Source organism: Acinetobacter sp. 24-47-66 (genome assembly GCF_056779755.1).
Window position 1 is genome coordinate 252,272 of sequence record NZ_JBWYIL010000002.1, and the last position, 26,128, is coordinate 278,399.

General features: G+C 35.6%; 20 protein-coding genes and 2 pseudogenes. 7 read left to right on the plus strand and 15 right to left on the minus strand.

Going from position 1 to position 26,128, the window contains the following annotated elements; translation table 11 throughout:
- Positions 1–3: 3 nt before the first annotated feature.
- The 5 genes and pseudogenes from AC1M84_RS03520 to AC1M84_RS03540 all read right to left on the minus strand — a co-directional run bounded on the left by AC1M84_RS03520 (position 4) and on the right by AC1M84_RS03540 (position 5,344).
- Positions 4–1,320, minus strand: a complete 1,317-nt coding sequence (locus AC1M84_RS03520) for an NAD(P)/FAD-dependent oxidoreductase (RefSeq protein ID WP_481593867.1) — start codon at positions 1,318–1,320, stop codon at positions 4–6.
- 17 nt (positions 1,321–1,337) lie between these two features.
- A complete protein-coding gene (locus tag AC1M84_RS03525) occupies positions 1,338–2,543 on the minus strand; it encodes an NAD(P)/FAD-dependent oxidoreductase (protein ID WP_481593892.1) in 1,206 nt (401 codons plus the stop codon).
- Positions 2,532–2,693, minus strand: a pseudogene (locus AC1M84_RS03530) (rubredoxin); the annotation flags it as partial. The pseudogene AC1M84_RS03530 and the gene AC1M84_RS03525, both read right to left, overlap by 12 nt.
- Positions 2,694–2,721: 28 nt before the next feature.
- Positions 2,722–4,152 carry an aldehyde dehydrogenase family protein gene (locus AC1M84_RS03535; RefSeq protein WP_481593866.1) on the minus strand — a complete coding sequence of 477 codons (1,431 nt, stop codon included), beginning with the start codon at positions 4,150–4,152 and terminating at the stop codon, positions 2,722–2,724.
- A gap of 1 nt (position 4,153) precedes the next feature.
- Entirely contained in the window at positions 4,154–5,344 is a 1,191-nt protein-coding gene (locus AC1M84_RS03540; RefSeq protein ID WP_481593865.1) for an aromatic ring-hydroxylating oxygenase subunit alpha, read from the minus strand.
- Between the two features lie 334 nt (positions 5,345–5,678).
- Here AC1M84_RS03540 and AC1M84_RS03545 point away from each other — a divergent pair, with 334 nt between their 5' ends.
- From AC1M84_RS03545 to AC1M84_RS03555, 3 genes and pseudogenes are all read left to right on the plus strand, one after another.
- Positions 5,679–7,355: a BCCT family transporter gene (locus AC1M84_RS03545; RefSeq protein WP_481593864.1), complete on the plus strand. Its 1,677-nt coding sequence runs from the start codon at positions 5,679–5,681 to the stop codon at positions 7,353–7,355.
- A gap of 214 nt (positions 7,356–7,569) precedes the next feature.
- Positions 7,570–8,874 (plus strand): M24 family metallopeptidase, encoded by a 1,305-nt coding sequence (locus AC1M84_RS03550; protein ID WP_481593863.1) that lies wholly within the window; start codon positions 7,570–7,572, stop codon positions 8,872–8,874.
- Positions 8,875–8,927: 53 nt separating this feature from the next.
- A pseudogene (locus AC1M84_RS03555) lies at positions 8,928–10,060 on the plus strand (NADH:flavin oxidoreductase/NADH oxidase).
- Positions 10,061–10,113: 53 nt separating this feature from the next.
- Here the strand turns inward: AC1M84_RS03555 and AC1M84_RS03560 are convergent.
- Entirely contained in the window at positions 10,114–11,037 is a 924-nt protein-coding gene (locus AC1M84_RS03560; RefSeq protein ID WP_481593862.1) for a LysR substrate-binding domain-containing protein, read from the minus strand.
- Between the two features lie 581 nt (positions 11,038–11,618).
- On the opposite strand from AC1M84_RS03560, the gene AC1M84_RS03565 reads away from it, so the two are divergent.
- Both AC1M84_RS03565 and AC1M84_RS03570 read left to right on the plus strand, forming a co-directional pair.
- A complete protein-coding gene (locus tag AC1M84_RS03565; protein ID WP_481593861.1) occupies positions 11,619–12,014 on the plus strand; it encodes a transposase family protein in 396 nt (131 codons plus the stop codon).
- Positions 11,962–12,432 carry a transposase family protein gene (locus tag AC1M84_RS03570; RefSeq protein ID WP_481593860.1) on the plus strand — a complete coding sequence of 157 codons (471 nt, stop codon included), beginning with the start codon at positions 11,962–11,964 and terminating at the stop codon, positions 12,430–12,432. Before AC1M84_RS03565 ends, AC1M84_RS03570 begins: the two co-directional genes overlap by 53 nt.
- A gap of 14 nt (positions 12,433–12,446) precedes the next feature.
- Here the strand turns inward: AC1M84_RS03570 and AC1M84_RS03575 are convergent, their stop codons facing one another.
- The 3 genes from AC1M84_RS03575 to AC1M84_RS03585 all read right to left on the minus strand — a co-directional run bounded on the left by AC1M84_RS03575 (position 12,447) and on the right by AC1M84_RS03585 (position 16,612).
- Positions 12,447–14,789, minus strand: a complete 2,343-nt coding sequence (locus AC1M84_RS03575) for a hypothetical protein (RefSeq protein WP_481593859.1) — start codon at positions 14,787–14,789, stop codon at positions 12,447–12,449.
- Positions 14,786–15,265, minus strand: coding sequence for a hypothetical protein (locus AC1M84_RS03580; protein WP_481593858.1), 480 nt, complete (start codon positions 15,263–15,265; stop codon positions 14,786–14,788). Before AC1M84_RS03580 ends, AC1M84_RS03575 begins: the two co-directional genes overlap by 4 nt.
- A gap of 1,143 nt (positions 15,266–16,408) precedes the next feature.
- Entirely contained in the window at positions 16,409–16,612 is a 204-nt protein-coding gene (locus AC1M84_RS03585) for a helix-turn-helix domain-containing protein (protein WP_481593857.1), read from the minus strand.
- Between the two features lie 610 nt (positions 16,613–17,222).
- Between AC1M84_RS03585 and AC1M84_RS03590 the strand changes: the two genes are divergently transcribed.
- Both AC1M84_RS03590 and AC1M84_RS03595 read left to right on the plus strand, forming a co-directional pair.
- Positions 17,223–17,570 carry a hypothetical protein gene (locus tag AC1M84_RS03590; protein WP_481593856.1) on the plus strand — a complete coding sequence of 116 codons (348 nt, stop codon included), beginning with the start codon at positions 17,223–17,225 and terminating at the stop codon, positions 17,568–17,570.
- An 18-nt stretch (positions 17,571–17,588) separates the two neighbouring features.
- Complete coding sequence (locus tag AC1M84_RS03595) at positions 17,589–18,731, plus strand: tyrosine-type recombinase/integrase (RefSeq protein WP_481593855.1); 1,143 nt, start codon at positions 17,589–17,591, stop codon at positions 18,729–18,731.
- Positions 18,732–18,756: 25 nt separating this feature from the next.
- Here AC1M84_RS03595 and AC1M84_RS03600 read toward each other — a convergent pair whose 3' ends face one another.
- The 6 genes from AC1M84_RS03600 to AC1M84_RS03625 form a co-directional block, all read right to left on the minus strand.
- Positions 18,757–21,630, minus strand: coding sequence for a type I restriction endonuclease subunit R (locus tag AC1M84_RS03600; RefSeq protein ID WP_481594442.1), 2,874 nt, complete (start codon positions 21,628–21,630; stop codon positions 18,757–18,759).
- A gap of 217 nt (positions 21,631–21,847) precedes the next feature.
- Positions 21,848–22,213: a hypothetical protein gene (locus tag AC1M84_RS03605; RefSeq protein ID WP_481593853.1), complete on the minus strand. Its 366-nt coding sequence runs from the start codon at positions 22,211–22,213 to the stop codon at positions 21,848–21,850.
- Between the two features lie 19 nt (positions 22,214–22,232).
- Entirely contained in the window at positions 22,233–23,111 is an 879-nt protein-coding gene (locus tag AC1M84_RS03610; RefSeq protein ID WP_481593852.1) for a hypothetical protein, read from the minus strand.
- 11 nt (positions 23,112–23,122) lie between these two features.
- A complete protein-coding gene (locus tag AC1M84_RS03615) occupies positions 23,123–24,232 on the minus strand; it encodes a hypothetical protein (protein ID WP_481593851.1) in 1,110 nt (369 codons plus the stop codon).
- Between the two features lie 310 nt (positions 24,233–24,542).
- Positions 24,543–24,887, minus strand: a complete 345-nt coding sequence (locus AC1M84_RS03620; RefSeq protein WP_481593850.1) for a hypothetical protein — start codon at positions 24,885–24,887, stop codon at positions 24,543–24,545.
- Between the two features lie 381 nt (positions 24,888–25,268).
- Complete coding sequence (locus AC1M84_RS03625) at positions 25,269–26,126, minus strand: HNH endonuclease (RefSeq protein ID WP_481593849.1); 858 nt, start codon at positions 26,124–26,126, stop codon at positions 25,269–25,271.
- Positions 26,127–26,128 lie beyond the last annotated feature (2 nt).

Below are 26,128 nucleotides of genomic sequence, written 5' to 3' on the forward strand. Positions count from 1 at the left end.
CGTTTACAATTCACTACGACTGCGCCATTTTTCAAATCTGATACGTGTTCTAACACCTAAACCTAAGAACGGTTCTGGTGGATTTAAACTAGGCATACCAGTTACATACTGAATATCTTTTAAAGCTTGGGAATCTGAGCCAAGAACGAGATCAGCTAATAATGTTCCTGAAATTGTGCCCCATGCTGCTCCTACACCATTGTCACAAGCACTTGCATAGACGCCGTCTTCTAACTCCCCAAAGAAGTTAGTAAAGTTACGAGAAATTGCGTAAACACCACCCCATGTATGGGTAAATGGAACATTGGCCAAATCTGGATAACGAGCTAAATATGCTTTGCGATGATCTTCTTGTATCCAGCGACGAGTGTCATCGTTTATATTTGCACCATATTTAGGCACATGCTTATAAGTATTACGAATTAGAATACGGTGATCAGCCGTCATTCTTAACGTTGTTCCTGCATGATCGGCTGGAGTAAGCCCCCAATCCAACTGACCACGATAAACTTTCATTTCTTGATCAGTTAATGGACGTGTCCAGCTCGCAAAGGTCATGACCGGTAACAAACGGTTTTTTAAGTATCCAAATTCACGTGTAAAAATACTTGTCGCAAGTAGTACTTTAGGTGTTGTGATTGATCCATGATCACCTTGTAAAAGCCATTGGCTATTGGTTTTTTGCAAATTACGAATTGGTGATTGCTCTAATAACTCAACGCTGTCCGGTAAGTGATCACCCATACCGCGCACTAAAGCTGCTGGTTGCATCAAATATGAACCAGGAGTAAAAATCGCCCGGCTATAAAAATCGGTACCTAAAACTTTTTTAAGTTCTGCTTTTTCGACCCAACGATATGGTTCACCTAAATCTTTCATTAGATGCTCGAAATAATTGAGATGTGCTTCGCCACGCTCACCTACAGCACCTTGATATTTACCGGCGGCAGACCATTGGCAATCAATGTTATGGCGCTCCACGAGGCCTTGTAATTGAGCAATTGCTGAACGATTCAGATTTAATAATTTTTGCTTATGAGAAGGGTCAGGATGCGATAACGCAAACTTATGAGGTAAATCAATTACAAACCCTGAGTTACGACCGGAAGCACCTTCAGCTACACGTTGTGCATCTACTAGAATAATACGGGCATCCGGTTTGAGTTCAGCTAATCTGCGAGCTGCTGCTAATCCTGCAAAGCCTGCTCCAATAATGGCATAGTCAGCTTTTTGTGGGCCAATTAATTTTTTAGCAGGTCTTGCTGGTGGTAATGCCGCATACCAACCACAGGTACTATCATCATTTGGTAAAGCAATCATTTTGTTATTCCCTTAACTTAAACTGTGGATGGACACGAATTTAGTTTTTCAAGCCACTCGCTACGATGGTGCTGTAATTGGCGGCCAAGTAAGGCAAAGCCTGTTAATTTGCCTTGTTCATTATAAAAACCTGCAGCTAATTCGCCGTCATATTGTTCCACTTTCCACTCACCTGTTCCCATTGCTGGCAAAACAGAAAGCGGCAAAATTGGTGTTTTTACTAAAACTGGTGTTGATTTCAAATCTGCAGCAGTTGACTGACCTAAAAGATTATTCACCAAAGCTGGTAATGCTTGCGTGATTGGGTTGATATAAGGTGCCCACTGGCCGTTCACTTCTGCACAATCACCTAAAGCAAAAATTGCAGGATCACTACTACGATGATCAAGTCCTGTACAAATACCACGCGCTGTCTTTAGACCAGCTGCTTGAGCAAGTGCAATATTCGGTCTCAGTCCTACGGCACTTAATACCAAGTCAGTCTCAACAATTTGACCGTCTTGGAGTGTTAAATGGTAGCGACCGTTTTCAGATTGAATAGAACGGATACTATTTTGTAATTTCCACTCTACGCCTAACTGGCTTAGAGCATTTTGTAGAGCATGACCTAAAGGCTCTGGAATAAGACGTTCCATTGCCCATTTGCCAAGACCGACAACTGTAACTTTGATACCATGTGCAGCTAAATCATTGGCAAATTCACAGCCGATCAGACCATCACCAAGAATTGTGACATGCTCTTTATTTGATAATTGCTGACGGAAACGGCGATAATCTGCTAGATCGTTTACGCTTAATGTTGCAGACGAATCGCCATCAATTGGAATTACAACTGGTGTTGCCCCAGTAGCGAGCACGAGTCTACCGTAAGGATAATCACCAATAGTGGTTTGAAGCTTCTTATTGGCACGGTCAATATGAGTTACTTTCGTATGTGGATAAACGCGGATATTTAAACGTTGTTCCCAACTTAGAGCAGACTCACGAACTAAACTATCTCCGTCTTTACCTAATGCTAAAGCATTAGATAAAGCTGGTTTGCTATATAAAGCACCGTCATCAGCAGTAAATACGGTAATAGACAAGTCTGGAGATTGTGCACGTAAAGTCGAAGCCACTTGATAACCAGCATGGCCACTACCAATAATAACAACTGGTTCAATGACTGCAGCGGCTGCTACTTGAGGGATTTCGTCCTCTTCAATATCTGTGATATCAAGCATTTCGAAGTCAGCTTTACCCACCTGACACTCTGGACACATCCAGTCATCTGGAATATCTTCCCATTTTGTTCCTGGTGCTATCCCGTCATCAGGCCAGCCTTTAGCTTCATCATAGATCCAGCCACAGACAATACATAACCACTTTCTCATCTTGTCTATTTCCCTTATTTTTTACAAATTACACGCTATGTTTCAAACGGATACCGATATTGCGAGTTTGAACATAACTGTAGATGGCTTCCTGCCCTTTTTCGCGACCAAAACCAGATAAGCCTACACCACCAAATGGTGTTTCGATACCGCCAGCAAACCATTCATTAATAAAGACTTGACCAGCAATAAGACGGTTTGCTACTCGAAGTGTTTGATTCAGATTTTCACCAAATACACCTGCAACAAGTCCAAAGTCCGTACCATTTGCGATTGCAACTGCCTGGTCTTCGTCATCGAATGGCATGATCACCATTACAGGTCCAAAAACTTCTTCTTGAGCAATCGACATATCATCTTTTGCTTCAATAATTGTTGGCAGAACGAAGTAACCTTCTAGATCTGCAGCTTTCCCACCTGTTAAAACATTGGCACCTTCTTCACGTGCCTTATCAATCATGGCAAGAATCTGTTGTTGCTGATCTTTAGATACAACTGGAGTAAGTTCAGCATTACTTTCGCCAATACCTACAGTTAAACTCTCTGCAAGATTAACGACTGCTGCTTTAACTTCTTCATAGCGACTGCGATGAACCAATAAACGAGACATCGCTGAGCAAACTTGACCAGAGTTATAGAAAATTCCGACTTTAACGCTACGTAGTAATTGCTCAAGATCAACATCAGCAAAAGCAATTGCAGCTGACTTACCGCCTAATTCCATTACTGAAGGGGTTGCACGTTCAGCTGCATCTTTCAAAATGCGTTGGCCTGTTGGAACTGAACCGGTAAATACGATTTGATTCGTATCTTGATGTTTAACTAGATGAGTACCAACTTCTGAACCTTTACCACAAAGTAAGTTCACTGCACCCTGAGGAAAACCAGCCTCCTCTATAGCTTTGATGAGCAAAACCATTCCTAAAGGTGAAACTTCAGGTGACTTAATTACAACTGCATTACCAGCAGCTAAAGCAGGTGCTAGTGAGCGTGCACAGATAGAAACAGGAAAGTTCCAAGGTACGATTTGAACAGATACACCCATTGGAATATATGAGGTAAAATCAACATAATCTTTACCTAAAGGTACCGAGATACCTTCAACTTTATCTGCCATACCTGCGTAGTATTCAAAATAGCGAGCGGCTTCATCGAACTCTTCACGTGCCGTATCAATATTTTTGCCATTTTCACGACATAGAATTAATGCACCTTCATCAGCAATTTTACGAATCGCTTCTGCAGCTTTTAACATCCAAGCTGTACGTTTTGCAGGACGCACATCTGTTAAGGCGCCGCTGTTTACACAACGTCGAGCTGCTGCCATTGCTGCATCTGCATCCTCAATACTTGCACGTGCCACTGTTGCAAAAACTTTATCAGTTGCTGGATTGACAACTTCCAATTGGCGAGAAGCATCTCGCCATTGGCCATCAACATAGTTGAGGTAATGTTGCATATTATGACTCCAAGGCTTTCTTAGCTTGAGTTGCTAACCACTTTTGGAAGAAGTGAGTTGGTAAATCCATCTCTGGAGAGAAAACTCCACCACCAAACCCAGGTGAATGACGACCTTTTTGCATGGTTTCTACTGCAAACACATCTTCAGTAAATACAACTTTCCATGATTCTAGAGTTGCTTCACGGCATGCATCATATTTAGGATCAAGTGATTCATCACCAACGTAATACAAGCGTAATCTTTCAATTGTTTGTTCTGGAGCAATTGGATCAATCATCATTGCAAATGCATGATCAGCTTGAATCCCTAACAATACGTTTGGGAAAACAGCTACATATTCTGCATGACGTAACTGGTCTTCTGGCCAGCTTGGGAATTTTGGTAAATGCGTACCCGCAGTAGCTGACAAGTTATATTTATAACTGCCCTGACCAGAAAAGCGATCTTCGAACATAATGTTGTAATGATCTTCAAGTTTTGAATACGTATTTAATGCTGGATGTACCCATGGCAAGTGATAAGCTTCACAATAGTTTTCAACAGTAAGTTTCCAGTTACTTTTTACAGGCAACTCAAAAGTTGAACCTACTTTACTGCAACGAATAAGCTCTAAACCGTTTTCGCCCAAGAATGGCTTCCAACGCTCAACCAACGGTGCAATATGTTCTTCAAAAGCAGGAGCATCACCAGAAATATTTACAAATACCATATCCATCCAAACTGCTGAACGAAGAGCCTTTAAGCCATGCTTTTCACATTTAAAACGTTCATCTTTATGCTGGTTAATTCCACCAACATGTGGAGTACCTTTTAAGTTACCGTTTAAGTCGTAACTCCAAGAGTGATACTGGCATCGAATCACACCTTCAATAGTGCCTTCTGCTTGCACCAAAATCATACCGCGATGGCTACAAACATTATGGAAAACCTGAATTTCCCCTTCACGGTTGCGCATCATTACCAAGGGCATGCCCATAAAATTAACAGGCTTCACATAGCTATTTTTAGGTAAATCTGAAGCAAAACCAACACAGACCCATGTTTTACTTAAGATATTGTCACGCTCAAAATTAAAATAAGCATCACTGATGTATGCTAAATTTGGCATACCATTAGATTCAGTAATTGGGTTTAAAACATTGTCGATTTGCTGAACCGTGATGAGTTTCTGACTAACTTGACTGTTCATCTCATAATCTCCATTTATTTCGAATAACGCAGAACTCCCTGCGTTAGTATTAACTATGCGTTAGCACCGCGTGCTGCTTAATAATGATTTTGGTAAACACTACTCAAAGTGACAAACGACTTTTTCGATGGGTATTTATGAGTTTTTATCATGTAATTTGATAATAATTTTTTAGATGGATTATGTATTTTTATAAAAATAATAGAGCATGATTAAAACTCACCAATAAATGAGAATAAATCAGTTGAGATAACTTTCTACTAATTACTATTCTGTATTATTCGCATCTGATAGCTATGTCTTAGCTGTTTTGCAACGCATCCAAGGAGGAATTATGCGTACTACTACAGGAGCTTCTGAATCCAATTCAGCAGTTTCAATTATTTCTAAAATATTTATCGTAGCATTCGTTATTTTTTGTGCTGTTTTTGCAGAGTCTGCAGGGAAAATATTCAGTGATTTTTCAAGTATTTTATTATACAACTTGAAGTGGTTTATTCTATCTTCTGTTGCGGGGATGTGTTTTTTTCTAATTTATATCATGTGCAGTCGATATGGTTTACTCAAAATTGGGAAAGATTCAGATAAACCTGAATACAGCTACTTCGCATGGATTTCCATGCTATTTTCATGTGCAATGGGTGTGGGACTTGTATTTTGGGGTGTAGCTGAACCAATGAACCATTATGCCAGTAACCCATTTACTAAAGGCCTGACAGATGAAGCTGCAAGTATTGCAATGCAAATCACTTATTTTCACTGGGGCTTACATGCTTGGTCAATTTATTGCTTAGCTGCTCTTGCAATTGCCTACTTTTCATTTCGAAAGGGATTACCTTTTTCTTTACGTTCGATTTTATACCCACTAATTGGGGATCGTATTTATGGCCGAATAGGCCATATTGTTGATATTTTAATCATAATTATCACAACTTTTGGTATCTCCCAAACTCTTGCTATTGGAGTTTTACAAATAAACTCAGGCTTACATAAAGTTTTTGGTGTAGAAATCAGTGTCACTGTTCAATTCATTCTCATGATCACCTTATCCAGTATTGCCACTTTCTCTGTAGTGCGAGGTATAGGAACTGGAATGCGTCGTCTATCTGAACTCAATATTATTCTTTCAATTTTTCTCATCATTATTTTAATGCTTATTGGTCCCGCACGTTATATTACTAACACGTATTTAGAGGGAATTGGTAATTATGCTTCAAACTTTATTGGAATGAGTTTATGGAGTGACACACAAAAAGACACCGAATGGCAAAATTGGTGGACAGCATTCTATTGGTTATGGTGGCCAACATGGGCACCTTTTGTGGGGATGTTTATCGCCAAGATTTCTAAAGGCCGGACCATTCGCCAACTCATTTCAGGGGTACTTATTGTTCCAACCTTAGTCACATTCTTCTGGTTTGCCGTGTTCGGAGGTTCCGCTCTTAAAGTTGAACAGAATGCTCGCCTTGCCTTTGAAAATCAACAAAGCATATTAGTTGAAAAAACTTCTTCAATTGCTAGTCAGACAAATGTAACTAAAACACCACAAGTAAGTGATATGACTCAATCCACTACGGAATTTACTGGTGGTCTAATTGTTAAAGCCACTCAAAAAGATAATACTCTTGCAGTCTTTGAGCTTTTCAATGCAATTGATAGTGGTCTATTTGGCACAATTCTAAGTATCGCCACATGTCTTCTTCTTATTACTTATCTAGTCACATCACAAGATGCAGGTACACATGTACTGTGTTTCTTAGATACTCGATCCGAAAATGACACACCCATCCGGACACGAGTTATTTGGTGTGTATTTGTCACAGCTATTAGCTTAGGTTTACTTTATGCTGGAGGTTTAAAAACCATTCAGGCAGCTGTTATTCTTTTTGGCTTTCCAATTATTGTATTCTTAACAATTGCGATGATAGCACTAATGAAATCACTAAAACAGGAATATATTTCCAATATTAGTGATATACCAAAACATCCACAAAACCCAAAAGAAAGTTAAACAATTATTTTTTCTTAAATGTTTTTTTGAAAAAAGAGAACCATTTTAAAAAATGGCTCTCTTTTCTAACATTTATGCTTCATTCACTGAAATAGACTAATCCATCAATAAAATGAGTTTAACTCATTATCATCCACAAAAAAAATCACTTGTCCTCAAATATATTATTAATCATCCTCTATGAACAGGACAGCATAAGTTTTAAGGAAAAAAGATGATAAATAAAAGACCTCACCAAAATATAATTGGCAATCGCCATCCAGAACACTTAAATATGCATCAGATTGGACCGGGTGATTTAGCAACTGCTGAATGGCAACAAGCAGGTTTAACTCTTCCCAACCTCGATCGCATGCATCAATATCGTTTAGATCGAATCTGTACCTTCTTAAAACAACGGGAATTAGCAGGAATTTTACTTTACGATCCTATCAATATTCGTTATGCCACTGGTACTACCAACATGCAGGTATGGCTTTTACACAATGCTGGACGTTATACCTATGTGTCAGCTGAAGGTAAAGTAATACTTTGGGAATTTGACCATTGTGATTTCCTAGCCGATCATTCAAAAGTAATCAATGAAGTTCGTCCATGTATATCTTGGTTTTATTTCTGTGCAGGTAGTCGTATTGATGAACAAGTGAAAAAATGGGCGAATGAAATTTATGATGTAGTTTTAGAGTATGGCAAAGGTAATAAAAAAATAGCTATCGATAAATGTAATGATGAAGGTATAAAAGAACTAGAACATCTTGGATTAAGCATTGTAAATGGTGAAGAAGTTATGGAGCTTGCTCGCTCAATTAAAGGTGAGGACGAAATCAATGCAATGCGTTGTGCCGTTCATGCAACGGATAAAGCTATAAAAGTGATGCATGACCATCTTGAGCCTGGAATTTCTGAGCAACGTTTATGGTCATTTTTACATGCTGAAAATATCGCTCGTGGTGGTGAGTGGATTGAAACACGTTTACTTTCATCTGGCCCAAGATGTAATCCCTGGTATCAAGAATGTAGTGGGCGAATTATTCAAAATGGAGATCTAGTAGGTTTCGATACGGATATGATTGGCGCCTATGGCATCTGTGTTGACACATCCCGTACATGGTTATGTGGTGATAAAAAACCAACAGATGAACAAAAAAAAATTTATCAAATGGCTTATGATCAAATTCAGTTTAATACCGAATTATTGCGTGCTGGCGTAACTTATAAAGAACTTACCTATAAAGCACTTCAGTATGATCCAAATGAATATAACCATTATTCTTTCCTCTACCATGGTGTTGGTTTATGTGATGAAGCACCCGGTATTTATTTTAAAGAAGCATGGGATAGCTATGGATATGACGGTTTATTAGAGCCAGGAATGATTATATGTGTCGAAAGCTATGTAGGGCATAAATCAGGTGGCCCAGGTGTAAAATTAGAAAATCAAATTCTAATTACAGAAAATGATCCAGAAGTTCTAACCTTATATCCTTTTGAATCAAGGTTGTTGTCAACTCAACAATAAAAAATTAAAAGATAGGAATATCTCTATTCCTATCTACTTTCTCATATTCTTAGATCTGGAAATTATATAAGTCACTTTTGTTCCAACCACTTCTATTAGGAAGCCTTAAAATTGATAATAGAATTATTATTGCACCTATGTGTCAATATTCCTCTGAAAATGGTGAATTAAGCTTTTGGCATGAACAATAATGGGCAAGTTATGCTTTATCTGGAGCAGGCTTATGTATAGTTGAAGCGACTGCAATACGGCCTGATGGACGAATCAGTTATGCTGATTTAGGACTATGGAATGATAAACAGAGTGAACAAATAAAGACTCTCCTAGCAAAAATTAAAACAATTTCTCCTACACCATTTGCCATACAGTTAGCACATGCAGGCCGTAAAGCTTCCTGTGATAAACCTTGGGGCGAAAGAAAAGGACAATATCATCCAAATGAAATTCATAGCTGGCAAACCTATGGCCCAAGTGAAATTCCTTTCCAAATTTCAGAAAATCCCCCTATTGCTTTATCAATATCGGAAATTAAAGAAATAATTGAAGATTTTGTATTATCAGCAAAACGTTCTGTAGAAGCAGGATTTGAATTAATTGAACTTCATGCAGCCCATGGTTATCTACTACATCAATTTTTGTCTCCTCTTTCTAATCAACGAAATGATGAGTATGGAGGAAGTTTTGAAAATCGAATCCGACTTACATTACAAGTTTTTGAAGCTATTAAAAAAGTGGTTCCAAAAGATTATCCAGTTGGTATAAGAATTTCAGCTACTGATTGGGTAGAGGGTGGATGGGATCTAAAATCAATTATTGAATTATCTAAAGCTTTAGAAGCATTAGGTGCAGCTTATATTCATGTTACTAGTGGTGGTCTACATGTTGATCAAAAAATTGAAGTCTATCCTGAATACCAAGTACCTTTTGCGCAGAAATAAAGAAAAAGATCAATATACCTGTTATCGCTGTTGGATTAATTACAGATGCTCAGCAAGCTGAAAGAATATTACAATCTAAACAGGCTGATGCTATCGGTATTGCTCGAGGTATTCTCTATGATCCGCGCTGGCCTTGGCATGCAGCAGCTGTTTTAAATGAAACCATTGCAATCGCTCCACAATATTTCCGCTTTCAGCCTCGAGAATCAAATCATCTTTTTAAAGCTTACTTCTCTCAAAAAAAATAAGACTATTGAGAATGGTTTTATTCCATTCTCAACTTTGAGCAAATAAGAGAGTACTAAGCTAAACCTTTTTCTCCTATTGGACCAGTCAATTGGGCTAAGAGCCATTTTCGGAATAATTTAACACTTTGAGGAATTACCCCTCTATCTTTCGGTTCCAACATACAGAAATTAGCATTAGTTCTTAATATACCTTCAATAGGGCGGACTAGTGCACCAGTTTGAAGATAGTTATCGCCTAAGGAAGCCCATGCTAAAGCAACTCCTTGACCATTTATAGCAGCCTGCAATAGCATAGGATAATTATTGATATTGACTCTATTCCTAGGTTTTATTACAGGTAAATTAACGCTTTCAAACCAATCTTCCCAATTATTCCAATCTTTTTGAGAATCATCTAAATACAATAACGTTTTACTAAGAATATTTTCTGGTGAAGGATTTTCATGGAACTGAGCTAAGTAGCTAGGGCTACACACAGGAAATACTTCTTCTGGGAATAAAGTAGTAATATTCATCCCTTCTGGGGGAGTCCGACAATAAAATAGGGCTATATCGAAATCCATTTTATGCAGATCTTGAATATTTTCAGTAGTTAAAATTCTTAAATCAATACCAGCACTTTGCTGAAATTCAGCAACTTTTGGTAATAACCATAAGGCTGCCATAGCATTTGAAGTCGCTACAGTAACTTGATGTTCACCTTGCCATTTTTTAATTTCACCTGTTGCTCTAGCTACTTCTAACAGTGCATTATAAATTGATTGATAATATTGTAATCCAGTTGGTGACATGTAAATATTACGATTTGCTCGAATAAATAATTCTTTTCCTAAATAATCTTCTAATTGTCTTATTTGTCGACTTATTGCTCCTTGAGTAACATTTAGTTCGTTTGCAGCTTTTGTAAAGCTAAGGTGGCGTGCAGCTGCCTCGAAAACAATTAAGCTGTTCATTGGTGGCAAGGGCCTAATTTTCATGGACACTCCCAATTTGTCCTCACTGTACATTTTCTAGTACGATCCTTGATGTCACTCTATGTGAGACTATCAATGTCAATTTGTTAAATTATACAAATTTTAAGAAATAGAATTGCTTATTTTCCTTTTGATAAGATGTCATAATCAGCTCGTAAAATTAAGTGAAAAATAATATTCAATACATGAGTTTTTATCATGAATGAAAAGATCTTTTAAATTTCAAATTTTTTAAAAATATAATGTATTTTTACATAATTTTTTCGTTAAGACTTAAAACCAAATTTCAGATCTCATAAATTAGATTGAATCTCAAATCAAATCTTTTTTTATCAAGACTCACTAAATTTCAGATAATTAGATAACTTTCATAAATCAAAAGCGTTCTATCTCTTGCTGATTATTTATACGAATAAATTTAAATAATCATACGTAATTGCGGATGAAATACATCGACTCAAAGAATCTTTCTGAAACATAGTTTAAGCGATAATTAATATATCTCTTTCATAAATCAAAAAACGATCTATCCCTTGCTGACTATTTGTACCGAATAATTTTAAATATTCATGCATAATTTGCGAATGAAATACATCGACTCAAAAAAGCTTTCTGAAACACAGTTTAAGCGATATACAGGCATCTCATGGTCAACCTTTGATTTAATGGCTGAACAGCTAAAAATGCTTGTACCTGCTAAAGGTAGACCATCTAAGTTAAGTGTAGAAGATCAAAGCCTTCTGTGCTTAAGTTATTGGCGTGAATATCGAACATTGTTTCATGTCGCAACGAGTTATGGTGTGTCAGAGCCTACTGCTTCAAGAATCGTCCGCCACGTAGAGGATTGCCTGATCAAGTCCAATCTATTTAATTTACCCAAGAGTTTGCCTGAAGGCGAAGGTATCGACTGGAATGTGGTGATCGTAGATGCCACAGAAATTCCAATACAAAGACCTAAAAAAACAGAAGAAAAGCTATAGTGGCAAGAAGAAGGCACATACTTTTAAAGTTCAAGCCATTATCCATTATAGAACACAGCAAGTTCTAAGTTTATGCACGAGTCGTGGTGCAGTACATGACTTCGAGCTCTTCAAACGTAACCTGAATCAAATTCCTAAAGGGTCTTTTATCCTTGCAGATAAAGGCTATCAAGGGATTTATACGGTGTATCCAAATAGTCTATTGCCATTAAAAGCAAAAAAGCACTGTAAACTAGAACCTGAGCTAAAAGTTTACAATCAAGAAATCAATAAAAGAAGAATTGGGATTGAGCATGTATTTGGGACTTTGAAGACCTTCAAAATCCTTGCTGAGCGATATCGCAACCGTGGCAAAAGATTGGGATTAAGATTGAGTTTAATCGCAGGGATTTATAATTTAGAACTGAGTAAAAAATGATTTATGAAAGAACCCTAATGATTAAGATCATTATAAATTTGTGTCAATAAAATCAACTCGGTATCTTTTTTGTCCAAGTTGTCTGTTATGTCCTTATCTATTCGTGATAATTTACTTGATAAAAATTTATGTCTCGACATATCTAAACTATATTTAAATTGATCTGTAATCGATTGAATTTCTTCATTTTGAAATTGAAAAGATGTTTGAGTATCACTCTTTAAATACAAGCTACTAATTAGTAAAGCGTAATGGTTAGCTAGCTCAATGATTTCATACAAAGACTTATATTCTTCCTCATTTTTGATTCTATCAAGATTGTTATCAATCTCCTTAAACATCCTCTTTACATCTGAAAAATAATCTTTATCTATATGGGCATCCCTATTTGTTAACCAATTTTTCATCTTATTCTCATAATGCTTTTGAATATAATTGTCGACTTGTTTTGCATATTTGAAACATTCAAATGAAATCAGAATTGGATTATCGTATGCAATTGCTTTAAGTCTTTTTTGAAAGGTGTTTTGAGGTAGTTTTCTGGTTATTAAGAATTCAGTCACCTTCTGAACTCTCTCCGCATAGTTTCCAAATCTATGATCAGAACATCTAATTTCATCAAAGAATCTCTGTATGTCTGAACGACTTTGTCGTCTAAAGGCTCCAAATCGGCCCAATTGATTTGTGACAACTTCTGCATCGCGGGTTGATATGGTTTCAATTGATTTTGTATGGTTGTCAAGATGTGCTCTTGAACTAATGAATCTTTCAAAAAATTGTTTAATTCTAACAATAATCGTTGCTCCATCTCTTTGATTAAATTTTGTATATCTGGCGGTACTTGGTTCTCCTGTATTGATTTCCTTTGAAGGTCGATAATCTCGTTCTGTTGCTCGATTTCTTTCTTCAAAGAATTGTTTTGCTCGATCAGATTGTTCAGAAATTTTTCTATAAAATTCACTGTATGGCATAATTTTTCGTCCAATTCTTGTTGTTGTTGTAAATTCTTTTTCAGTCGCAAATTCTCGGTCTTTAAGATTTGAATTTGCTCCTGTATGAGATAGTTTATTTCGTTCATTTAAATGTACTCCATGAATATTTGAGTGACCAAAATGCATAACACTACTGTCAGGATTATGTAATTTCCTCTCTTTAGTTTTTTTTGTAATATATTTAAGGATCGGGTGATCTCTAATTGTTGATTCTGATTCATAGATGAATCGACTTTTTTTTGAATACTTTGCTGAGTCGTTTAGAGCGTTAGAATCAGCTCCTGTTGTTGATGACATATCGCCTGTAAATGAACTTTGATTTGCATGTATTATTCTTCCTTTTGCTAAGGGACCTTCATATAATTTTGAAAAATTTGATTTAGCTGTAATTCCATTTGACTGTTGAGCAGCTTGTATTCCCGATTTTTGGCTATAGATTTCTTTAATTGTCTTTAGATCATTACTTCGATCTGGGTATTTTTTTTTGTTATATTCTTTACGTTTTGCTCGTCCGGCGAGCATTCTTTCAAGATAATCGTCTGATGTAACTTCATGAGTTCGTTCATTTTTTGTGTATTCAAGAGCAGCTCGTTTATTTGAGTTGTACTCGGTGGCATTAAAGGTTGATTCATATATTTCGCCTTTCAGACGGTCAGTTCCAGACTTTGTTGTTATTGTTATATAAGAATCACTGCATCTCGTAATCTTACCGATTTCAGATAATTTCTTGAGTAAAGAAGATCGATCTGTAATATTGCCTTGTTTGATTTCATCTTGAACGTATTGATGAATAATTTCCAAACGGTGTTTTTTAACAGGTACTCCTTTTTTAATACTTAAATAAAATGCATTTTGTTTCTGTATATGTTGAGGCAATTGCAATTCTTTTAAGCGTGCTGGATCATCGGGTCGTGCCCATTGATATCGATGATTAAAATAATCTCTGAGCAAATCGAAATAATGTAGATGTCCCGGTGGCGCTACATTCAAAGACTTCTTTGAAGTCAGTTCTATTCTTGGAAACAGTACGTGAATATGTTTAGATTGATCATCACTGATATGAAGGACTGCAGTCATGTGATACTGATTTCTGTTCAAACCTGCATGAGCATGCAACTCAAATTCATTTAACACATCATTAATTTGCTGATCGGTCGGTGCATCTTCTTTCGCCCAGGCAATGACAGCTGATGAATATCGATACTTATGCGGTGAGCTTCGAGCAAGTGCTACAAAAGTTGTAGGATCTCCCCTTAATACTTCTACATGTTCACGATCTCGATCTAGGTGATCCCTATCATTGATAAGATAAGCGGCAGCTCTACCAGGATCACCCAATCCATGTCGAAGAAATTTGATCATCATAGCCCGACTCTTTGTTCAACATATTCGATGGCCTGATCGATTTTTTTTCTAGAAGACTTTTTCAACTTAGAAACTTGGGGTAACTGATCTAAATAGCTATTAATATCCAGTTGAATCGCTAAAAGTATCTTTAAGCACTCGAGTAGATCTATATTGATATCACTTCCCACTTTTTCATCACACAAAGTATGTAATGCAATCGCTATTTCGTTAACATTGTTTGAGATAACGCCTAATCCGAACAGTAATTCTGGATCAATTTTAGGAGCGGCTCTTTGGAACAACTTAACGGGTCTTTGCTTTAAATTGGATAACAAAATCGATGCTTGGTTCTGATCCTCAAATGCATTAATGCTCTTCTCTAGCGTTTGAAGAATCCATGAACTCATTTGAACATTATGTTTTTCAGTGAAGCTATTAATCTTATTGTATTGTTGGTCAGTTACCCTGAACCTTATCATTTTACTTTTAGCCATTTTTGAGATTCCAAACTTATTGCTCATATAAGTTTAGAAAATTATTTTTTTAAAAATCGATTTGGTGAAAATTTTGAAAAAAAAAGTTTTAATAAAAAAAATGAATTTTTGACACATTTAAATGAGTTGTCTTTTGGGGTGTAGGGGGTCGCCCCTACCAAGCCCCGTTGCGTACCAAAATTGATGCGGAGCATTAATTTTGTAGCTACGGGTAGGCTTGCTGGATATAATCACAAATGACTTAGAATTAAATATATTAACAAGTAGTTGTTTTAATTATTTTTTTTAAATTTAAAATGATTATTATTTTTAATGTGTAATGCATTCATTTTAATTTGTAACGCACAATTCTTAACGTGTAACGCCTAATACCCTAATTTGTAACGTAAAAAAATTTAAAGTGTAACGCATCTTTTTAAATTGAATATATTTGTCTAATTCAACTTTACAACTTAATCTAGTTTTAATTAATGCTATTTTTATGATTAATTTGATACATTGAATCTATGTAGTTCATACAATTTTTTATAGATAGAATTCATAATAAATATTGCTTACAAGAATGCATCTTGTAATAAGCTTAGTTATCTTTAATGGTAAATTTATTCTTGTAGACTTGATTTGATCATTAGATACAAACGATCAATTTATCTCAATCAATAGCAAATAAAGAATAAACTCTAAAAGCAAATTAAAATTGAATATTTGATATTACGCCCAGTGACGAAAATCTCCCCCTCTGCACTACGACAAAGAATCGTAGCATCGATCTTATAACAAATTAAAATTGTAAAAATTAATCACAAATTTCAACAACTTACCTCTCAATCAATCCCCTTTAAAAATTCTAGAGTCTTATAATTTCGATTCAGTGAAAGTAAATTTAAAACTCAATAAGTGAATATGTTTCTATTTTATACGCAAAAATAAATCTTAATAATGCCATATTTCGCTTTTTACTTTTATTTTTTTAATTAAATCAATACATTGCTTTTTTCATCTTTTACCTGGCAAGAGACATTGGCTATTAAGCTTTTATTCCAGGAAGGAAATATACATTTTCGATAATGAAAGCTCATGTAAGCACAGCATCACAAATAACATTGATTTAATCTGGTAACGCCGTGCGTTTAGTTATGCAAATTACTCATGTTTTATCTTCAGTAAGTCACCAACCTCTACATTGAGTGCCATACAAATTTTATCGATCGTATCGAAATCTATCCTCACCGACTCATCTTTATAAAGTTTATGAAGTGTATTTTTATTGATGCCAGTAAGTTTAACGAGATCGGAGACCTTTAGCTTTCTTTCCGCTAACAACACTGCCAGATTTGAAACAACCATAAAGTACCACTTAAGTAATAAAATTTACTTGCATAGATGCATTTTTGAATGCTAATATCAAATAAATGGTAATTTTTACCACTTAAGTGGTAAAAAATACTATTTATTTAAATATTCATCTATTTAATTTGATATTTAATATTACTACTTAAATAGTAGCTATTAAACAATTATTGGTATCAACATTTATTATATAAAGGTTCAGACATGACTAGCCATAGAGACTATGCAAGTGTAACTGGAAATGATCTTTCGAATAATTCAGCAACACAATTGATAGATGAGTTAGAGAAACCAAATTTCTATAATTTTTACAATTAAAACAATATTTTAATAAAATTTAGCTAATGTAATTTGGAAATAAAAGGGTATTTATGAAATAAATGCCATTTGTACAAATACTTTAGATGAAACATATATCTAAGTGATTACTTAAAAAAATAAAATATTATTACCAATAAATACAATGGCTTATAATATTTTGAAAAATTATTTTTAATTAATTTTGGAATTTTTTTAAAAATCCCATCAAACAACTTTTTATTTTTTTTTATTTGATATGTTTCTTTCCATAGATGGTCAAATTGAAGACCTTAATGAAAGGAACAAAATGAATATTAAAGTTAATGATACAAATTTCGGAATCGATTGGGTAAGTGATACAAAATTCTCTGAACTAACTGGTATACCAGCCAACAAATTAAGATCGCGTCGAAAAAAATGGCCCGAAAACAGAGTCTGGATAAAAGAAGGCAAAATATTCTATTACTCACTTCAAGGGTTTTATAAATGGATGAATGAACAATCTCAGAAAGCTGACGAATTAATTTCGAGTATTAACTGTGAAACTATTGCTAAGAAAAGAAAAGGAGCTTGTAAAAATTTACACAACGATTCCAATTTCAAAGCATCAGTTGCAACGAAATTAGCAGTTGTCCAATTAACTAGTACTAAGTAATTATATAGGTATCGGTAAATGAAACATGAAAAGCAGCCAAGAGGTGTTAGAGTCCGCGCTAACTCAATTGAGATTAATTTTTCTCGTTCAGGCAAACGTATATATCTACAGTTAAACTTATATCCAACATCAACGAATTTAAAGAAAGCAGCTTCACTCAGAGCAGGACTAATTGAAAAAGATAAACTTGGTATTCTTACAGAATTAGATATAGATAACATTAGACATCTAAATAAAGATAATAAGTCTTTAGTTCACAATGAAGAGTATCTGTTTATCAACCTTGCGAAAGAATATTTAATCAATTGTGAAGCTAATAATGATACTAAAATGGGATATCAAAAAATCATTAATACACATTGGTTAGATATTTTTTCAAGTAAAGATATATCTACTATTAAAGTAAATGATATTAGATCAGCAATAATTTCTAGAAATTTTACATCAAATAAAAACCATAATAACTGTCTTACTCCATTAAGAGGAATCTTCAGACTAGCTATGGAAAAGGAGTTAATAAGTGAAAATCCATTAGATAGAATCAGTAATAAAAAAATTCAAAAATCAATACCTGACCCTTTCAATGAGGCAGAAGTAAAAAAAATTCTTGATTGGATGGCCCAAAATTTAACCGGTAGAGAAGAGTTATATTATTGGTATTATCAATTAGCTTTCTATACGGGCTGCAGACCATCAGAATTATTTGCTCTGCGAGAATCAGACTTTTGTTTTAAAGACAATATTTTTCATGTTTCTAAAAGCTTAGTTAGAGGTCATGAAAAAAGAACCACGAAAACCTCAGTAGCGAGAATTGTCGATCTACATGATAAAGCGATTGAAGCTGTGCATAATTTAAAAAAATTCAAAAAAAAATACAATATTGAGTCTGATTACTTACTCATCTGTCCAACTACATTTAAGCGATTTTACAATGAAAAACCTCCACGTATGAGGTTTAATAAAGCTCTCAAAGCTTGCAACATTAGACATCGGGTTGCATATAATACTAGACATACATATGCAACATATATGTTAATGAATGGTTGTGATCCATTTTTCGTGGCTGCACAACTTGGTCATAGTCTGGATATGTTACTAAATAGATATGCAAAATGGATAAATGGTGCTTCTAATAAAATTCAAATGGCAAAATTAAAGTAAAGGTTATTCATACTCATGCAGTTTTTTAAAAACCACTGTAGTATATTTGAATAAATTGCTTTGTTTTAATCCATAAGTGATTAAAGACAATTTCCCGTTCAAACAACTTCACTTTAAAGTTTGGCAAGTCTTTAAGTTCTTCTTTTCTCGGTAAACGCTTAGTGAACTCATAATTATCCAAAACTGTTTTCATTACTTCAGGCTTTAGATTTTCTTGTTCACACAAATGCTGGTATGCCTGTTCTTTCTGCACATCCCAATACTCTGCAAAGGCATCTTTGACACTTTGCCCATTGAGCATTTTTGGCATGTTTTCCTCGATGAACTTATTAATCAGTTCTTGCTTGTCATGTAGAGTTACCTCCCCACCAATAAGATCATGGATCTGAGCTTTATACTTCTGACGTTTTTCATCCGTATCAGCATTGACCATCATCTGGAGCAGATTCAGGATATACCCCACATTGATACGATCACTGTGCAATAAATCAAGTTGGAAATCGACATCATCTAATACAGAGACTTTTTCTTTTTTTGTGGTCTTTCTGACGTCACGGCATAGGTCACTATACTTGGACGCAAAATTCGCAAAATGTTGTTTATCTAACGCCGTGGTATCTTGGTCATAATCCACAAAAGTCTGTAATTGAGCGTTATAACGCATCACCTCACGGAATGCATTAATAAACTCTAATTGAGCTTCTTCTGTGATCAGCGTATCAACGGACTTATAGCCTGGTGTCAAAGCCAATAGCTTAGCGACAGCATCCTCATAATCTTTTTTGATTTCATCAAAGCTCGGAACTAGGACAATTTTCTTAGCATCTTTATTTGAAAATAGTGCCAAAGCTTCATCAGTTGCTTGTTTTAGATTACGGAAACACACGATATTGCCAAAAGACTTCTTATCATTGAATACTCGATTGGTGCGTGAAAAAGCCTGAATCAAGCCATGATATTTAAGATTCTTGTCTACATACAGCGTATTTAATGGTTTTGAGTCAAAGCCTGTTAAGAACATATTGACCACAAGCAGAATATCAATCTGCTTTTTCTTCACTCGGTCAGCAATATCACGGTAATACGCATAGAAGCGATCACCAGAGTTAAAGTTTGTGCCAAAGTTTTCATTATATTGAGCGATATAACGGTCTAGCTTATCTCTACTTGATTGATTCACTTGTGATGGGATATCAGCACTCTCTTCATCTATCAGCCCATTGTGCCCCTCTACAGGTACAGCTTCATTGGCTGAATATGAAAAGATCGTTGCAATGGTTAAAGGCTTAAATAATCGACCTTGCTCTTCATCCTCAATTTTCTTTTCCGCTTGGACTTTTTCAAATAGCTCATAGTATTGAGTCAAAGTATCCACGGAGCTAACACAGAACATTGCCGTAAATTCACGATCTTTGGTTTTCTTGTCGTGTGTATTCACGATATAACGAGCAATCATTTCCAAACGCTTTGGATTGTCATACAGCTCTTTGGTATCAATACCTTCTACATCTTCATCGTATTGATCATTGGCCTGCATACCTTTCGCCGTGTACTTGCCACGATAATCAATCTGGAACTGCAACACGTTACGGTCACGAATAGCATCAACAATGACGTACTTATGTAGGCACTCATTAAACAAATAGTCTGTCGTGAGTTTTAAACCTGCTTTAGATAAGCTGTTTTCTTCAAAGATTGGCGTTCCTGTGAAGCCAAACATCTGAGCATTTTTAAAGAACTTTTTAATATTTTGATGGGTTTCACCAAATTGGCTTCGATGACACTCATCAAAGATAAAAACGACTTTTTTCTCTTTGAGGTAATCAATATATTCTAAGTAGCGGTCTGTACTGATTGCTTTATTGAGCTTTTGGATCGTGGTGACAATGAGCTTATCGTGACGTTGATCAAGCTGATTGACCAAGGTTGATGTGTTATCTGTACTATCTACGCTTTCAGCTTTAAAGGCATTAAATTCCCTTGCTGTTTGCGTATCTAGATCATTACGGTCTACAACAAATAAAACCTTTTCCACATCAGGCATCTGCATGATGATTTGACTGGCTTTAAATGAGGTCAGTGTTTTACCTGAACCCGTCGTATGCCAAATATAGCCGTTCTGCTTGGTATTTCTAACCTGCTCTACAATCTTCTCTACGGCGTAAATTTGATACGGGCGTAAAACCATGAGTTCTTTAGATGTCTCATGGATGACCATAAACTGTGTCAGCATTTTGGTGAGGTGCTGTTTATTTAGAAATACATCAGCAAAGTCGACCACTTCATTGATATGTTGGTTCTTGATATCCGCCCAAGGGAAGGTGAAATCAATATGATTTGTGCCATTAGAGTAGTAACGCGTATTTGCGCCGTTGCTGATAATAAAGAGCTGAATAAAGCGAAATAAGCCTTGCCCTGCCCAATAAGCTTCTCTGGTATATCGTTGAGTCTGATTAAATGCTTCAGCAATCTCCATGCCTCGCTTTTTCAGCTCAACTTGTACCACAGGTAAACCATTGACTAAGAGCGTGACATCAAAGCGACTAGTACGCCCATTATGATCTCGATGATCAACCGTGATTTGATTGGTGACTTGATAGCTGTTTTGATTTGGATCATCAGATAAGAAGTAAATATGCTTACTTGTGCCATCATCAAATTTTATAGGAAATTGATCACGAAGCTTTTTAGCACGTTCAAATACTGTGCCGTTATTTAAAAAGCTAATGACTTGTTTCCACTCTGCTTCAGACAGTGGTAATAGTCCGTTAGCTTTTTCGATTTGAGACTTGAGGTTAGCCAAAAGCTGAGCTTCATCCCTGATAACAACTCTACCAAACCCTAAGCGTTCTAGTTGTGCTATGAGTTCATTTTCAAGTTGTACTTCGCTTTGTGACATACCCTATACCCTAATATTTACTTAATTATCTAAATGCAAATTTATTTTTAGTTCTTCAAGAATACCAACCAAGGGACCATCAGAATGAAATCTTCCAATGATCCTACTCAACATGGTAATCCTGGGTGTAGACCCTATTTTGATACTGCTTCCCTCAAAGCTTATTATGCAACTCTATAAACTAATAAGAGCTGATGTCTAAACATTAGCTTTTTTTCTATTTCATCAAGCGTAAAAATTGAGGATTATTCACCTTCATTTGCAGATTGTTTTTGTATTCTTCAATCGCTCCTCGAGCACAAAAACGCTTGCCCACCATGCCATCAATACGCCCAAAACGCTCTTCAAACCATTTATAGTTATTGTCCCAAACTAACAACGTAAGTGTTTGATTCGGGTACGTTCTATCAAGATTCAAGTAATGGCGATTGTCAAAGTGTTTGACTTCAGCCAATTGACCACATGCCATCACTGATTTACCAACATGAAATGGTGCTTTAATGGCCTCAATTTTAACTTCCTGAGCTGTAGCACTAACACTTGCTATAGCCAAAATAGACGTCGCTAAAATTTTTTTAAACATGCTCTACTCCCTGATACATTTAATGATGTGAAATTTGATTTTCTATAGAGCTAATAACAATTTGAGGAGTACCCTTATAGCTTTCGATTAAGCCAGTGATACAAATATTGTTACCCTCTGATGCTGGCATGATGTTATTTGACCAAATTACCGCACTGAATTTATGTTTTGGATATTGTCCACCAAAGTTCATATAGGTTGCTTTTGATGTTTGTGAAATTTGACTTACCTCACCACAGACTGTCATATTGTCTCCAATATGTGACCTAGCTTCATATACCGAAATCTGATCCGATTTCATGGTCTTTGTATTGCTCGTATTCCCTTCAAATGGATTTTCGATAACTGGCTCAACGATCTCTCTTGATTCATTAGAAGGTTGAGTTTGAACTAGTTTAATTTCTGCTAGTCTTTCATTCGTTAACAATGGCGTAAATCTTTTAGGTAAGTTTTGATCTTCCTGACTACTTAATGAGGCGTCTTGTATTGGCGTATTCATTTCATCCACCTTAGAAGAAACACCATAAATCGTTTCTCGTGTCGAATCATTCTTTGGCACTATCAAGTAACCTAGCATCAAAACGATGAAAGCACTTAAACAAGCAATAATAACTTTATATTGCTTTATCTTACGCATTTGCTCTTGGTATATAGGCTCAAGTCCTGCTTGCCTTCTTAGCTCTAACTCTAGTTCATCCTTCTTTCTCTGTGCTTCTAGCTCTTGTTCAGCCTTCTGTCTTTGTGCTTCTAGATTCAATGCATCTTGTTTTTTCTTTTGCTCAAGATCGTATTGTTCTTTTTCTTTCAGCTCCTGATATGTCTCTGAAAAGAAATTACAAATACTTAGAACAATGATGACCGCTACCAAAATTGCAAATCCAACAGCAAACTCAAACATTTCTTTTCTCTTTAAATTATTTGATTGAGTGAGTTTAGAATTATTTGTGGCTTTCCTTTGTACTCCTCAATCAACCCTTTAACACAAAGTGTATTATTTTCTACATTTTGAAGCTGTTGACTGATATGAGCATTATTGTTCCAAATCACAACTGTAAAAGTCGCTTTAGGATAAGGTCGCTCAAAATTCAAATATACTCCTTTAGAGAATTTTTTATACTGTGCAACCTGCCCACAAACGACTTTATTTTCACCAATATGATGAATGGCTTGTGATGCTTCTGTATAAGACTGACTATGACCACTACTGAAAGAGATTGGCTGATCTGAGAATTCAGTCTCTGTTTTAAGTACATGAACATCTGTATTCGGTACTGATGTTTTTGATTGGATATAAACGACTGCGCCAAGTGCAATTGAAGCCACCACACCAGCACCAACCATTAAATACTTACGAATTTCTTTCTTGATTGACCCCAAATGTTCATCTTGCCGACCTTTCATATCTGAGAGTTCTTTCCGAACTTTCTCGAGCTCTTGCATATGGTTTTGCTTAAATACATTGAGACCACTACGAACTTCGCTCAACTCATTCGTCATATCTACGGATGGATCGTGATGCTCTTTGACTCGAAGTTTTTCATACTCTGCAATTTTTGCCTCATATTCTTGAATGAGACGTTGGAGCTGTTCTTGCTTTAACGCATCAGTAATTTGTCGATTTGCTTGTGTTTTTAAAGCTTGACGTATTTCAGAAATGACTTGTTGCTGTTGGTTAAATGCTTTTTTATTCGTATAACGCAACACAATACCAAACTGTTGAATGAGGTCATTTTGACGTTCTAGAAAGTCATTAAACTTTTCATAACCTTTGTTATTGAGTTTGGCATAGCCATCTAATTCAATCGGTAGTTTGTAGCCCTTCGTTTCATTGATAATCATGAAATCGATATAACGATTACCGGCTTTACTGTCCTTGAATGGGAACTGAGCAACAACATCATCGGGTGTAATCCCAGGGATTTGGCTTAAAATTTCGTCGACAAACTTTTCTTCATACCCAACGATATGCTGAATTTTGTAGCGATTTTCATACTTCCATTTTTGCCAATCTAACATCATGACTACCCCAAATTATTATTTACCCAATCTTTAACTTAGATTAATCCTTGGAAACCAACAAAGAGGCGTGTTTCAAGTTAACAAGACTGTGAATATGTTATTCACCTAACTTAAGCCTTTATTTTGCACAATATTTTACTTTTCAGGTATTTTTAGACAAGACTACTTTAGGTAGTATAAATTTTGAGTGCTCAATTTAAGATCAAAACATCCCCCACAAGCACACATGGAGTTGAAAAGTATAAGTCTTCTTATGGAGGATTTGGATTAACAACCATCTGCTGATCGTGCTGATATCTTACTTACTGACTTAAAAAATAGGATGAGGCTCTACAACGATGTAATTTGAATGTTTTTTGAAATTTTCATACCTACCCAATTTTTTATTGAGATAGTAGAAAGACATCGCTTCATTTCTGTTCATGTGATATTCATTTTTAACGTCATAAAAATAATAATCTATCGTTAACGCTTTTTCACTGTCATACACCTTCTGATAGTGTTTATACAGTTCAATGAACTCACCTTTTTTCTCATTTGGGATATCCAAAATCACGAGATACATTAAGACTTCATCAATACCGTTAAACCCTTTTAAGGCTTCAAACCGTATAGGAAGTAAGCTTTCTAAATAGCAGATTAATTCTGGGGTCACATAAACTTTTTCCCCTTCATTTTTAAGCTTCTTTAGTTGTGGACCTAAGAAAAATTTCAACCTAAAGACTTGCTACCTCACCATCCAAAATTTCACAGGTGAGTAACGTCCTTTTGTTTTAATCACAATTCTTGTGCGGTACCATAATAGTACTGCACATAGGGCAATAATAATTCCCCATAAAAACCACATCTTTATTTTCCTTTCAAACTTTTTGATGAAATACCAAAAATTCTATAAAACCGTATAACAAGCCCATTCATGTTTATTCAAGAGAGATACTGTCCGTAAACATGAATGGTGATTCAAATTGAAATGCTTTAAACACACATCTGCTGTAACAAGCATTTTTCTACCACACGGATTCTGTATTAACTTTTTTCATTCATCATCAAAAATTTGTCTAAGCGGATTGCTTAAAGAAACACTGTATAAAAGTTTTAATCTTTTAATTGTCATTGGAATACCATTTTCGGTTTTATGCAGCATTGCATGACAATTTGGGCAGACTGGTCTTAGATCTTCTTTAGGATCTACTTCATACTCCTCACCAATCGTATATAACGGCTCAATATGATGTACATGGATAAAATCTTTAGCAAATGCGCCATAGGTATGTTCAAAGCTCATGCCACAGACATAGCAACGAGTCCCATAAATGGCAATACATTCAGCTCTCGCTTTAGGGCATCTCTCATAGCCATTTACAGTGACAGTTATCTTTTTGCCTTCAAAAAATTTGGGGCTATTGACACCTGCTTCATCAGGATAGTTGGTCTCTTCAACATTACTAAACTGGTCAGCAATATAACTAAGCAATTTTTTATGTGCTTCAACCTTATCTAAAGATTTACCTTTCACAAATTTAGTGGTCTTATGCGACTGCAAAGTATCTTTTGGTGTGATTAGACCTAATTCGGCTAAATATCGTCTAGACAGTGATGATTTCTCAACTTTTTTAATTGGTTGAATTAGAAAGTAATCACCTTTATATGCATCTAATTCTTTTTGATCTAACCAATATTCTCTATCTTTTTCTGGCAAGTCAGAGTGACCTATAAAACCAATAACTTGATATTGATATTGGATTTTTCCTATTGGTTCAGTCACATATAAAAATAGTATGTCATTAATTTGGAATTCAAAATCGTATTTTGCCCAACATATTTGATGTGCATCATGATAAGCACGATCTATATCATAAATTGCAGGATTAACAGGAAACAGCCATTCAGACATAA

Coding starts and splice junctions, on each gene's coding strand:
- AC1M84_RS03590 (WP_481593856.1), top strand. CDS start 17,223: ATGAATATTAAAGTTAATGATACAAATTTCGGAATCGATTGGGTAAGT.
- AC1M84_RS03560 (WP_481593862.1), bottom strand. CDS start 11,037: ATGAAAATTAGGCCCTTGCCACCAATGAACAGCTTAATTGTTTTCGAG.
- AC1M84_RS03570 (WP_481593860.1), top strand. CDS start 11,962: ATGCCACAGAAATTCCAATACAAAGACCTAAAAAAACAGAAGAAAAGC.
- AC1M84_RS03605 (WP_481593853.1), bottom strand. CDS start 22,213: ATGTTTAAAAAAATTTTAGCGACGTCTATTTTGGCTATAGCAAGTGTT.
- AC1M84_RS03565 (WP_481593861.1), top strand. CDS start 11,619: ATGAAATACATCGACTCAAAAAAGCTTTCTGAAACACAGTTTAAGCGA.
- AC1M84_RS03540 (WP_481593865.1), bottom strand. CDS start 5,344: ATGAACAGTCAAGTTAGTCAGAAACTCATCACGGTTCAGCAAATCGAC.
- AC1M84_RS03625 (WP_481593849.1), bottom strand. CDS start 26,126: ATGTCTGAATGGCTGTTTCCTGTTAATCCTGCAATTTATGATATAGAT.
- AC1M84_RS03575 (WP_481593859.1), bottom strand. CDS start 14,789: ATGATGATCAAATTTCTTCGACATGGATTGGGTGATCCTGGTAGAGCT.
- AC1M84_RS03585 (WP_481593857.1), bottom strand. CDS start 16,612: ATGGTTGTTTCAAATCTGGCAGTGTTGTTAGCGGAAAGAAAGCTAAAG.
- AC1M84_RS03520 (WP_481593867.1), bottom strand. CDS start 1,320: ATGATTGCTTTACCAAATGATGATAGTACCTGTGGTTGGTATGCGGCA.
- AC1M84_RS03580 (WP_481593858.1), bottom strand. CDS start 15,265: ATGGCTAAAAGTAAAATGATAAGGTTCAGGGTAACTGACCAACAATAC.
- AC1M84_RS03545 (WP_481593864.1), top strand. CDS start 5,679: ATGCGTACTACTACAGGAGCTTCTGAATCCAATTCAGCAGTTTCAATT.
- AC1M84_RS03525 (WP_481593892.1), bottom strand. CDS start 2,543: ATGCTTGATATCACAGATATTGAAGAGGACGAAATCCCTCAAGTAGCA.
- AC1M84_RS03550 (WP_481593863.1), top strand. CDS start 7,570: ATGATAAATAAAAGACCTCACCAAAATATAATTGGCAATCGCCATCCA.
- AC1M84_RS03610 (WP_481593852.1), bottom strand. CDS start 23,111: ATGTTTGAGTTTGCTGTTGGATTTGCAATTTTGGTAGCGGTCATCATT.
- AC1M84_RS03535 (WP_481593866.1), bottom strand. CDS start 4,152: ATGCAACATTACCTCAACTATGTTGATGGCCAATGGCGAGATGCTTCT.
- AC1M84_RS03615 (WP_481593851.1), bottom strand. CDS start 24,232: ATGATGTTAGATTGGCAAAAATGGAAGTATGAAAATCGCTACAAAATT.
- AC1M84_RS03600 (WP_481594442.1), bottom strand. CDS start 21,630: ATGTCACAAAGCGAAGTACAACTTGAAAATGAACTCATAGCACAACTA.
- AC1M84_RS03595 (WP_481593855.1), top strand. CDS start 17,589: ATGAAACATGAAAAGCAGCCAAGAGGTGTTAGAGTCCGCGCTAACTCA.